The sequence below is a fragment of the Lonepinella sp. BR2357 genome (assembly GCF_051851525.1).
GTDB lineage: Bacteria > Pseudomonadota > Gammaproteobacteria > Enterobacterales > Pasteurellaceae > Lonepinella.
In genome coordinates this window covers 25,101-37,584 of sequence record NZ_JBPDVG010000015.1, presented here as the reverse complement: position 1 = coordinate 37,584, position 12,484 = coordinate 25,101, and the positions used below count along the sequence as shown (strand labels likewise).

9 protein-coding genes are annotated in these 12,484 nt (G+C 42.0%); all 9 read right to left on the bottom strand.

Going from position 1 to position 12,484, the window contains the following annotated elements:
* Nucleotides 1-37: 37 nt before the first annotated feature.
* A complete protein-coding gene (locus ACTG7L_RS09930) occupies nucleotides 38-502 on the bottom strand; it encodes a hypothetical protein (RefSeq protein ID WP_439328408.1) in 465 nt (154 codons plus the stop codon).
* Between the two features lie 20 nt (nucleotides 503-522).
* The gene (gene sbcB, locus ACTG7L_RS09925) at nucleotides 523-1,941 is read right to left on the bottom strand and encodes an exodeoxyribonuclease I (RefSeq protein ID WP_439328407.1); all 1,419 of its coding nucleotides are present in this window, start codon (nucleotides 1,939-1,941) and stop codon (nucleotides 523-525) included.
* 3 nt (nucleotides 1,942-1,944) lie between these two features.
* On the bottom strand, nucleotides 1,945-2,799 hold the full coding sequence (locus tag ACTG7L_RS09920) for an EamA family transporter (RefSeq protein WP_439328406.1): 855 nt from the start codon (nucleotides 2,797-2,799) through the stop codon (nucleotides 1,945-1,947).
* 8 nt (nucleotides 2,800-2,807) lie between these two features.
* On the bottom strand, nucleotides 2,808-3,716 hold the full coding sequence (locus ACTG7L_RS09915; RefSeq protein WP_439241605.1) for a DUF5655 domain-containing protein: 909 nt from the start codon (nucleotides 3,714-3,716) through the stop codon (nucleotides 2,808-2,810).
* 89 nt (nucleotides 3,717-3,805) lie between these two features.
* A complete protein-coding gene (gene mukB / locus ACTG7L_RS09910; protein WP_439328405.1) occupies nucleotides 3,806-8,323 on the bottom strand; it encodes a chromosome partition protein MukB in 4,518 nt (1,505 codons plus the stop codon).
* Nucleotides 8,323-9,066 carry a chromosome partition protein MukE gene (gene mukE / locus ACTG7L_RS09905; RefSeq protein ID WP_439236003.1) on the bottom strand — a complete coding sequence of 248 codons (744 nt, stop codon included), beginning with the start codon at nucleotides 9,064-9,066 and terminating at the stop codon, nucleotides 8,323-8,325. Before mukE ends, mukB begins: the two co-directional genes overlap by 1 nt.
* Nucleotides 9,067-9,090: 24 nt before the next feature.
* Nucleotides 9,091-10,086, bottom strand: coding sequence for a DNA cytosine methyltransferase (locus ACTG7L_RS09900; RefSeq protein ID WP_439328404.1), 996 nt, complete (start codon nucleotides 10,084-10,086; stop codon nucleotides 9,091-9,093).
* A complete protein-coding gene (locus ACTG7L_RS09895) occupies nucleotides 10,083-10,979 on the bottom strand; it encodes a type II restriction endonuclease (protein ID WP_439328403.1) in 897 nt (298 codons plus the stop codon). Before ACTG7L_RS09895 ends, ACTG7L_RS09900 begins: the two co-directional genes overlap by 4 nt.
* A gap of 9 nt (nucleotides 10,980-10,988) precedes the next feature.
* Nucleotides 10,989-12,323, bottom strand: a complete 1,335-nt coding sequence (mukF, locus tag ACTG7L_RS09890; protein WP_439328402.1) for a chromosome partition protein MukF — start codon at nucleotides 12,321-12,323, stop codon at nucleotides 10,989-10,991.
* Nucleotides 12,324-12,484 lie beyond the last annotated feature (161 nt).

The window sequence follows — 12,484 nt, the reverse complement described above, 5'->3', positions numbered from 1 at the left end:
TTGTTCATATTTCAAAAAATTAGGTTAAAGCCAATTACTATAAGGCTTTAACCTGTTTTTTACCAACTATTTTGTCTACTATGCCCAAATAAGCCTGCATACTAAAATCATATCGCTGAATCTGTTCTGGCGTTAATAGCTTTTGTTCGCATAACTGCTCTGCTACCCATTTCCAGTCAACGCAAGGAATATTATAGTGACATTGTAACTTTTTAATCCCCAATGCAATATCATCAATAATCAAATTACCATAGGCTTTGGGTGAACTGGTGAATTTATACTGTGTTGGATTGACATTAATGCCATACAATTCAATTTTATTTTGTTTAAACCAATCCAAGGCCTCGGACAGACAACAATCTTCTGCTCGCATGGTAAACAGAATCAGATTGTGGCCATTTTTCACCAAATCACGTAACACTTGTGCCGACCCTACATCATCACCAATTTCAGGAAATTTATGCGTGACGCAAGTGCCATCAAAATCAATTAAGATATTCATGTTGTTTATCTTATCTTTGTTTACAATAATTTCGTAGCGTATTCATACACTTGCTGCAATAACGGCAATTTTTCTTCATCATTGCTGTATTCTTCAATCAGATTTTGAATTTTTTGCTCAAAATCCACCGCAGTTTTTTCCAATTTACGGCGACGATAACGCTCCCATTGCAACTGCTCTGTTCGATTTAAGGTTTTGAAATAATGTCTAGCTCGATAATGGAATAGCAACTTCTCTACCCTGTTATCTTCAAAGGTTAAACCGTGATTTGCCAATTGTTCGGGCGATAACTGGCGTAAAATGGCCATATTATTGCGATCATTCGGACTAAAAAAGCCACTGTATAATTCAGTTTCCACATTATCACGCACTTCAAATTGGCGTTCTTGGCTGAAAATTTCTTCCACTTTTGACCGCACTTGCTGTGATTGTCGGAGTTTTTGTAAATTTGCTAGGCAAAATTGACAATCAATCCCTAAACGTTCGGCATTCTCAGGCAGTAATACTTTGGCAGGCGCAAGAATCGGACATTTATTTAAATGCACTAATTTAAGCGGAACAGGCAAAATCCCCTGTTCTTCCAATTCAGATTTTTTGGTATATAAATGTGTTCGCAGTTCATCGGCGGATTTTGTGAGCAAATCGTCGATATTTTGCGATAAATCGCAGACAATCACCGCATTTTGATTCGTCGGATGCCAGGCTAATGGTGCAATCCAGGTGCAATTTCCCCGATAATTCCCTAGCATGCCAGAAACATGCACCAACGGTGTCATTTCAGCGATATTCACTAAACTTTCAAGGGCTTTTTTGCCCCGATTTTCAAAGAAAAATTGGAATAATTTAGGCTGTTTTTGCTTGATCAGCTTAGCCATGGCAATAGTGGCATACACATCTGCCATGGCATCGTGAGCATTACTATGCTCAATGCCGTTGGCAACGGTCAATTTTTCCAAACGGAAACTCGGTACACCGTCATCATCATACGCCCATTTAATACCGTCAGGTCGCAAGGCATAGCACGCACGCACCACGTCCAACAAATCCCAACGAGAATTGCTGTTTTTCCAGCTGTATTCGTACGGATCAATAAAGTTACGATAAAAGGTATAACGGGTCATTTCGTCATCATAACGAATGCTGTTATAGCCCATTATGCACGTATTTGGCTGGCTAAATTCGGCTAAAATCTTTTCTGCAAATTCAGGTTCAGGCAAGCCTTTTTCATTACATTCTTGTGGGGTAATGCCGGTTACCAACACCGCTTCGGGACTCGGTAAATAATCATTGCTTTGCTTGCAATATAACATCACCGGTTCGCCGATAATGTTGAAATCTTTATCGGTCCGAATACCTGCAAATTGTGCAGGACGATCTTCGCTTGGGCTGATACCAAAGCTCTCATAATCGTAAATAAAAAAGCTAAATTCGTTGTTCATAATTTACAGTCTTAATAATAAGATAGCCACAATACCTAACAGGATACCCGCCATATTCATTTTACTAATTTTCTCTTTAAAAGCAAAAGCACCCACAACGGCACCTAAACAAATCACGCCTAAATCCATAGTAGCAAACACAATGGTTGGGTTCTCTTTGTAGAATTGGTGGGCATAAATATAAAACAGAATATTGCCGAAATTTAACGCCCCTAACAACATCCCAGCCAGTAAACTCGGCCCTGTCCATTGGGTGCGTTTAATGAGTAAATAGGCGAACATAATCACCATTGCACAGGCGAATGAGATAAATAACGTGGCTGGAAATGCCCCACCTTGTAAGGCAATTTTCTTAAATAAAATCCCTGTGGTTCCCCAAATTAACCAGACGCCCCCTAAAGCCAGTGCTGCTTTTGTGGCATTTCCCATTGCACCAGCAGGTTTAAACAACAAACCAAATAACGCAAAAAAGGCCACAATGACCCCAACAATTTTCATATCCGTTAAGGTTTCACCGAAAATCACCACCGCTGCCACAATTTGCAAAAATAACGCTAATCGCTGTGCGGCGTCGGTACGCACAATCCCGCCATGTTCCACGGCTTTTGACATAACCAAAAAGCCTACTGGTAATAATACGCCAAGGGTTAAAAAAATCGATTTAGACTCACTTTCTACCACATATTCGGTAAACCCTAATCCTTTGAAATCAGGAGATAATAGGAAATAACTCAACAATAACGCAATAATATAGCCAAATGCGACCATCTGATCAGTAGCGACGTTGTAACGTTTTATCATCTTAAATAAGATAGAAACGGAAACGCTACATAGAATAGCGAGAATGAGAAAGTGCATGTTGGCTCCTAAATAGTTTGTTTAATTAAACTCATAATATATTCCACATCACGAGAATCTTTCACGGTGATTTGATAATCCCCTGTGCCGTGATGTCCTTTTTCTGACACATCTTCCGTGATATTTTTCGGATCGTTTAATGTGCCTTTTTTCAAATTAATGAAAATTTTTAAGCTGTTTTGCTGGATTTTGATATAGGCAAGGTTTTTCTTCCCTTTTTTAAAGGCAATATAATGCTTGAGTGCTTTTGGTTCTAATTCTGCATCCAGTCTTAAAATAGCTTCTTGAAACTGTTCATACAGTTCGTATATTTCATCGCTTTTGTTGTTCAGATGATCTTGCTCCGAATAGGCTTTGATTTCACCGACCACTTTCTCTAAATCCGTATTTTGTGCCGTTTTAATTTGTTTAAAACTCGGGGCGGATTTGGATTTTTTCAGTGGAACGATGGACACAATCCCCTTTTCAAATTGATGAATTTCCCATAATTCTATTGGTAAATCTTTGAAATTCGCCGCTTGGCTCTGAAAATCCGTAAAGGCTGGTGAGACAAAAATCACCTTAGATTGCGACCAATCAAATTCATCTCGTTTTAACTTCGGCAAGCCACTTTCATAATATTCCACGATAAACTCGCCTTTGTTTTCTAGCATTAAATTCAGGTAAGAAATCCCCTGATCCACGACGCTAAAATTTTGGCTACGTTTATATTCAATAATTACAAAAGCATTATTTTCAGGGTCAAAGGCTAAGGTATCAATACGGCTATTTTTAATGCTAAATTCCGATTTTATCAGCTGATAATCGGAAATCACCGCCAGATTTTGCTCAAACAAGCGTTGAATTTCTTTTTCCAATTTAAAGGGCTTTTCTTGTAGTGAAGATAAGCCGTTTTCGTTTTGTTTAAATAGCAACATTGTCATTTTCCTGTAGGGGCGGATCGGCGTATCCGCCCGTTAAATGCGGAGCGTGGTTTTCGGGCGAACACATCGGTTCGCCCCTACCATTATTGTCCAAACCCACGCAATCCCACAACGTGAACCTGCTCTTGATTGCCCGAAATTTTCCGCACCAGTTTATAAGTCGTGCCTTTTTCTGGGCTGATGTTTTCAGGGGCGGCGATTAATAATTGCATATCCAATCGTTCGCAGAGTTCAAACAGCGTGGAAATGGATTTGCCGTCCAAGCGTGCGGCTTCGTCAAGGAAGAGTAAGCGGCAAGGCACAATATCTTTGCCACGAATACGGCGACTTTCTTCTTCCCAACTTTGCACCACCATTAACAAGATCGACATCCCCGTACCAATGGCTTCACCTGTTGATAATGCCCCACTTTCGGCACGCAACCAGCCATCTGCACCACGGAACACTTCCACTTCTAAATCCAAATAATTGCGGTAATCGAGTAATTCTTCGCCGATGGTTTGGGCGGTTCTGTTCCCCATATCAATATGCGGATTAATGCGTTGATAGAGTTTCGCCATCGCTTCCGAGAAAGTGATACGGTTATCGCTAAATAAATCTTGGTATTCCTGCTGTTCGCCTGATAAGGCATCTAACAGCATAGCGTGGGTATCACGAATATTGACCACCAACCGCACGGATTTCACTTGTCCAAAGGAAATATTTTGTAATCCTTGGTTGAGCTGACGAATGCGATTTTGTTCACGTTGAATGGTTTTTCGCATAATGTTCGCCACCGATTCTGAGCTTATCGCCAATTTTTGCTCACGGCCAGTAAGTTCGTCCGTTAAGCGGTTAAGCTCAATTTCCATTTGTTCAATGGCATCAATTGGGTCATCGGTTTTGATAATATCTTGACGAATCCGCTCACGCAAATGTTGATACACCGCAATAAAGAATCGCACTTTGTTTTCAGGTTTGCGGTTATCTTCCGACAAACGCAGGCTGTCACGCAGATATTCATTGTCTGCCACCGCTTGACGTAACGCCCCAAGGGCTTTATCCGACATTGAACGCAAATCGTCTGCGGATAAATAAGCAAGCTCACGGCGGTGTAGTCGTTTTTCCACATCGCTGTTGCGAGATAACCGCAATACCACGCACCAACTGGCTTTGGCGGCGACCACGATTTCACGTTGCTGTTTATAATCTCGCTCTGCTTTGCGAATACGGCGAGTTAAATTTTCTGCATCACTTTCAATCAAGGTGAGTTGTTTTTCAACATAAGAACGGCGTTGGCGATTAGTGGAAAGTTGTTGATATAATTCATCTTTCCGCACTCTCGCACGCTCTTCTGCCCCAAGGTCTGCTCTTACGCCTAATTCGTTGACTTCGGTTAATAATTCTTTGAGCAAATCATTTTTACTGTTATACGCACTTTGCAACTGAATCATCACCTGATTATATTGGGCAAATTGTGCTTGTTTTTGGCGGAGCTGTTCACGTTGTTGCTCACGGCGTGCTTGGGTCTGCTCCAATTTCAACCGCAGTTGCTCATTTAGGCTATTGCTTTCGGTTTGAATGGCATCATCATAGGCAAAATGGGCTTTGCGTTGCACCACGTCCGCCAATGCAAAGATTTTCTGTTGCACTTGTTTTTGCATTGCCACCGCTTGGGCTAAATCGTCTTTTAAACGCTGGTAATTTTCAGGGTCGCTTTGCAAGCTGTTCGCAATCGGCTCTAACTGTGACAATGTCACGCCGTGATGGCGGATAAACAATTCATCTTGCTCAAGATTATCCAACTGCTCCCGACATTCTTCAATGCGATCTTGCAGGCTTTCATCAGCAATCACGGCTAATTGCGGAATAATCCGATTGAGCAACTGCATTTTTTCTTTGGCCTGATCTAATTTCAAGCGGGCTTGTTGTTCGCCTGTGGCAAGTGCGGTTAATTCTCGCTCAATTTCATTGCGTTCCGTATTAATGGCTCGTAGGCTTTCTTCAGGGTTTGGCAAGAACGCCAAGGCTAAATGCAAGCCGACAAATTGGCTAAATTGTTGGTGTAAGCGTTGGCATTTTTGTACATCAAAGGCGGCTTCAGCGTATTTTTCTGTGACATTGTCACGCTCAATTTCCAATTCCGCTAAGTGTTTTTCCCGAGCCGCACGCCCGAACAATGGAATTTCAGGGAATTTGGAATAACGCACTTCCCTATCTGACACTTGCACCACCACGCCGTGTTCCAACTCATTGGCGGACAACACGCTATCATCAAAGGCACTTGGATCACCTTCAATTAAATACAAATCATCAGGGCAATCGTCTAAATTGGCAAGTTGGGCTTTAACTTGAGCCAAATCACGCACCACAATGGCGTGGCGAGCAGGACCATAAAGGGCGGAGAAATACGGTGCATCTTCTATCGGCACATCATCGTAAAGTTCTGACAACAACACGCCGCCAAAACGCTCTGCCAACACATTCAAACGCGCATCTTCTGAGCCATCAGGTTGGCTTAAACGTGAAATCTGTGTTTCTAACTGTTGACGTTTTTGGGCGAGATCGTCACGTTGCAATGTCAACTCACGTTCTTTCACCAACAACGATTGCATATAATTCATCACATCTTGGCTATCGCCAAATTCTTCGCCTGATTGTTCGGTTAATCGTTCAAGTTCGGCTTGAGCCAATAACCACGCAGGGGCTTTTTGCGAATGTTCATTATAGGCTTGATTTAACTGCTCTCGTTTTTGACGTAAAGTAGAACGGTTTTCCACTTGTTCGGAAAGCTCCGCCCCCAAATCGTCAATCAGGGCTTCTTGTTCCGTATAAAATTCTTCCAGTTCATCAGCGGTTTCCAACTGTGTGTTAGCACGTTGATTAAACTCTTTTAATAAACGCACCGCACTTTGTTGCTGGGCAAAACGCTGTTCCAATTCGTGCAATTTTGCTCGTAATTGTGGGGTTTGGGTGGCATTGAGTTTTTGGGTTGGGTATTCACGCAATAATTCTTTCGCCGATTCCCAAGCCGCACTTCTCGGCACGTCCCCTGCAATTTTGCACACCAACTGATAGGCTTTATCAAATTGCGATTTTGCGGCTTCGGAAATGGACATTTTATGCTCAAGCTCTAGCACTTTTTCGGTCAGAATCTCCCCTTGAGCGGCAAATTCCTGCTGATAATCGTCCACATTTTTCACGCTCAAATCTGCCAATCCGCAGAGCTGTTTAGCTTTCTCTAAGGCTTGAATGGCTTGTTGATATTGCAATGCACGGGTTTGTTGAGCATCTAATGCTTGTTGATAATCAGCAAGCTGGCTGCGAATTTGATCCACTTCGCTTTCTAATTGCTCAAATTGGGCTTGGCTTTCTTCTAGCTGTTCTTGGCTAGTTTCCACCACCATTTTTTGTTCTTCAAGACGTTCCGTTAAGCCACCAATATCGTCTTGATAACGCTCAATTTTTTCTTGATGACGTAACGCATTGAGCACCAAATTTAAATGATCCGCCGCACTTTGATGATCCACTTCCAGCCCTTTTTCGCTTTCGGCTAATTCCTGAGCTTCACGGCTTAAATCAATTAAACGATGTTGCGACAACGCCTGTTCTGATTTAGCTTGATACCACTCACGGCGGAATTTCAAGGCATTTTCAATATTGCCCTGACGCTCATTGGCATTACGCATATAATCCGATGCTACATAATTGGTGGTTTCGGTAATCAAATGCTTAAATAAATCCCGATCCGCTTGGGTCAGTTTAATGGCTTCCAAGGTCATACGGTTTTCCCGCAACGCCGATTCCATATCTTGGAACGCCTTGCGAACGCCTAAATTTTCAGGCAATAAATAATCACGCAAGGATTTGGTGATGGCACTGGAAATTCCCCCGTACAGGGACGCTTCAATCAGTTTATAGAATTTCGCACGGTCACTGGATGAACGCAGACGTTTGGGAATAATCCCCAAATCAAACATCATTGCGTGATAATCGGCGATGGAATGATATTGCTTGAATTGTCCGCCAATATCGTCAATCTTGTCTTTAAGTTCGTTTAAATTCAGTACTTTGGCTTGGCGATCATTGACCACTTCGGTGAAAATCGCAGTGGGATTAATGGATAATTCTACCCCTTGCAAGCTAAAGGTTTTAATATCTACTTTCTTATCACGCCCTGCAATTTGCTGCAATCTTGCCCCTACCAAGGTGCGTTGATGACGTGAATTAATGGTATCCAATACCGCATAACACACTCCTGGTTTGAGCTTACCGTGTAGCCCTTTATCACGGGATCCGCCACTCGCTCCTGCTTCGGTAGTATTACGGAAATGCAACAAGGTCAAATCAGGAATCAACGCGGTGACAAAGCCTGCCATTGTCGTAGATTTCCCAGCTCCGTTACCGCCCGACAGCGTGGTCACCAGTTCATCTAAATCAAAGGTGCGAGCAAAAAAACCGTTCCAGTTAATCAATGTCAGCGAGCGGAATTTGCCCCGTTCTACTCCTGCTTGCGGTTGAAATGGCGAAACGGCGGTGAAAATTTCTTCTGTTTCTTCCTGCATTTCTTCTACCACATCTTGTTGGCTTAAATCATCTTGTTCTAATTCAAACTCTGCCATTATTCCGCCCCTTCTTCATTCTCATCTTGGCTATCATCAAAATCTTCGTCATTTTCCACCGCAGTTTCTTGATTGAACGCCGCTTTTTCCGCTTGCAACGACTGTGGATTTGCCGCTTCACCGTCCCGAATCAAGCGTAATTGGGCTTCTAATGGATCATCCCCCGACCGCACTTCCGCCCCAAAACGGAACACCGATTCGGAAATGGTAAACTTACCGCTATTCTGCTCGCCCACCGTATGCAACATTCCCAAACGGCGTAACCGCCCAATGGCTGCTCGCACTTTTTCCGCCAGCTTTTGTTTATCCAAATCCGACCCACTGGCACGCAAATTAATCGCTTTCAATAATTTCGCTTCATCCGCCAAATTGAGCAACTCATCATACACTTCTTGCACCGAAAAAATCCCCTGTTGAGCCAACCGTTCAGGGCTTAAATACAGATAACAAAGCACTTTCCCCACCAACATTTCCAGCTCCGACAACACGGAACGAGAAATCAAGGTCGTGGCTTTCGGTCGCAAATAGAAAAACCCTTCGGGGGCACGAATCAGCTCCACATTATAACGGCGATAAAAACTGTCTAATTCTGCCTGAAAATCGCCTAAAAACGCATAATTATCTAAATACTCTTGCCCGATATGCCGCCCTGCCCGTAACTGGCTATCCACCGCAGGAAATAGCGGATTGGCAATAGCGGCTGCCAATTTGGTTGAAATCACGTCTTGAAGATTGTCTGTCATTTTTTGTTCTCTTCTTTTTTATACTTAAAATGTCATCGCTAATTGGGTAGGTATTTCCCGATTAGGTTGGCGATAATAAAATGTTTTTTCTATTTTAGTTACACCCATAGCTTGTCGCATATTCTCCGCAATGGCTTTCACCACAGGCACACAAACACTATTACCAAATTGTTTATAGGCTTGTACATCAGAAACAGGAATCGTAAAATCCCGTGGAAAACCTTGTAATCTTGCCGCTTCTTTTGGGGTCAATTTGCGTGGATTTTTCCCTTTTTGCTCAATTAAAATCTCGCTACCGTCTTTATAATAACGGGCGGAAATGGTGTTAGTGTATTCCGACTCTGTGTTAAACAACCCGTAACCAAAACCTTTTCCGTTACGTTTATTATTTTCTTTCCGCCGTTGATGCCCTTGCCATAGCCGATCGGAAAGGGTGTATTTTTCATCTACATCATCGTCTAAAATATCGCCCACTCTTGTGGTTAAATCAAGGGGTTTGGGAAATTCAAAAGGCACGCTATGATCCAAAAAGCCCACAATATAGATCCGTTCCCGATTTTGTGGAATCCCGAAATCTCGAGCTTTCAACACATCATAATAAACCTTGTAACCAGCGGATTTCAAATGCTCTAAAATCACGGCGAGCGTTTTGCCCTTGTCGTGTCCTTTTAATTGTTTTACATTCTCCAATAAAAAGGCTTGCGGTTTTTGGGCTAACAAAATCCGTTCAATATCAAAAAATAACGTTCCCCTTGTATCAGTAAACCCTTTTTTCAACCCTGCTTGCGAAAAAGGCTGACAAGGAAAACCAGCCAATAAAATATCGTGATTTGGCACCGCACTTTCATCAATTAAGGTAATATCACCACTGATTTTTTCATTGGGAAAATTGGCTTGATAGGTCTGCACCGCATATTTATCAATTTCTGATGTAAATACGCAATCCACTGCTCCAAAGGCTTGTTCAAAACCAAGCCGAATACCGCCAATGCCTGCGAATAAATCAATTATTTTTATCATTGTGATTTACTCCAATAAGTCATAATGGCTGGAATTTCGTCTAAAAAATAGCTTTCAAAATCAATAATACTGCGTTTGTTTTTCAAATGTGCTTGTTGTTTGACGGCGTTCAATACTACCAACACAATATTATGATTACCCATTTGAATCGCTTTATTTTCGGAAATATCATCATCTACGGTCAACAAATAAATACTTGGCACATTGGAACGGCTGACTTCTTCCACCACTTCTTGCCAACGTTCTCTTAGCGTGGTTTTCATTGACCCCACGATGACTTTATCACGGCGTTCGTTAAAGGCTTCCACACTCGGCAATAAAGAATCGACCAGTTTCCCTAGCCCCAATTTAGAAAAAGTTTGTCGCCCAATTTGTGATTGAGAGTTAAATGGATAACCAAAATACTCATATAAAAAATAAATAATCCCTTCAAACACTTTGCCTGCACGAGAACGGCGAGATTGGGTATTGCTCAAACAAAGTTGATAAATATAAGGGCTAATTGCTCCAGCATATTCGCCCACCAATTGGATTAATTGCTCTTGGCATTGCTCAAGGGAAGAAATATCTTGCTGAAAAAAATCAAGGCTTAAATTGGCGATAAATTGCTTTGGTGTGTCAAATTGTCGGCTAATTTCTTGCAAAATCACGCTATTAAAGGCAGATTCTTCCTTTAAATATTCTTCATAACTATATTCACGCAAATGCAAAATCGCTTGCGAAATTTGCTTGTCATTGAGCAATTTTTTGATGAATTTTGCCTTGTTTTCTGTGGCTTTTTTGGCAGTATCTTTCGGACTAGAAATATGCAACGCACGTTGTTTTTTTATAAACTCTGCAAAGTGTTGTTCTTCTTCCGCTGGCAATTTAAATAATTTCTCAATGCTTTTCATCAACATACCCTATTTAAATTCATCAATCACATTCGCTTGCACTTCTGCACCAGCGTTATTAATCGGTTGCCACGGGGAATAAATGCCCGAGAGATCTTGACTGGCTAAACCTAATCGCACCGCTTGATCCACGATAATGCGTGCCACGTCAAAATGGCGAGAAAGCGGATAATGTTCAAGCTGTTGTTTTAACACAAGGCTTAAATCAATCGGTTGATTGTGTTCACGTTGGGCGATGAGCAAGGCTTGCATCGTCTCAACAATTTGATCGTGCAAGTCGGAAAGCTGTTCATACTGCAATTCATCAGGCAATTCGCCCAAGGCATCTTCATCTCGCAACAGTAATTCTTCATCACGCAAATCAATCAAGCGTTCCGCTTGAGCCGTCCACAAATACCAAGGGGCATCAAAATAATGATGAATAGAATTGCGTAGCCGTTGGCTAAACACCCGATTTTTATCCATATCAATGGCGGTACGAATAAATTTATGCACATGGCGGTCGTAGCCGATCCACAAGTCAATGGCTTGCTGTCCCCAGCTGATAATGCGGTCAAGTTTTGCCTGCAAATCTACAATCAACTGCTCAATAAAATACAGCGTACTATTCCCGATAATACAGTCTTGAATCCGCAATAATTGGGCTTGTAGCTTGTCGCCAGCAGCATTTAAGGTATCTTGCAATTCTCGCAAATTGCCCGATGTTTCATCTAACAACCGTTCACAGCTGGCAATCGCCGCTTGCCAATCTTTGCTTAACAGATCGGCGATTTCTTGCTTAATGCCCTGCTGATTTTCGTCCATAATGCGTTGTGATAAATCAATGCTATCAAAAATCTCCGCCACGGAATATTTAAGCGGTGCAAACACATTTCGCCGCCAAAAATACGCATCTTCGTTTTTCCGCACACCATCTTCCGCTGATTCCGAAGCACGCTGAATTTCATCTGCCACAATGGCAAGCTGCACGGACAACTTAAGAGCGGAAAATTCACGTTGACGAATATAATAATCAGACACGCCCACACCCAACGGGGTCAAGCGGTAAATGGACAGTCCTTCGGTGAAATCACTACTAAAACGGTTTAAAAACCGCTGTTTCACTAAATCATTAATGGCATTGTTGGCTCGGGTGACGACACTCTCAGAATAATCAAATTCAGATGACACTTGACGGAAAATATCCACCAGATCAGATTCTTGCATCTCGCCGTCAAAACGTTCGTTATTATAAAGTGCAATGGCAAGTAAAAACGCTAGCCGTTCGGTGTTGAGCGACAGCGAAAACTCTCGTTCTCTCGCCCACGACACCAGTTCAGGGATAGTTTGTGATGTTTCAGACATTAAAATTTCTCACAACCTTTGAAAATAGATATAATTGGGAAAGATTATACAGGATCTTTGTTGATATTGTAAGTTCTTGATCATCACAAAAAAGTGCGGTAAAAATTTTAATTTTTTATTGAATTTTTTCGCCTAGCCTTTACTATACGCAAATCAAATTT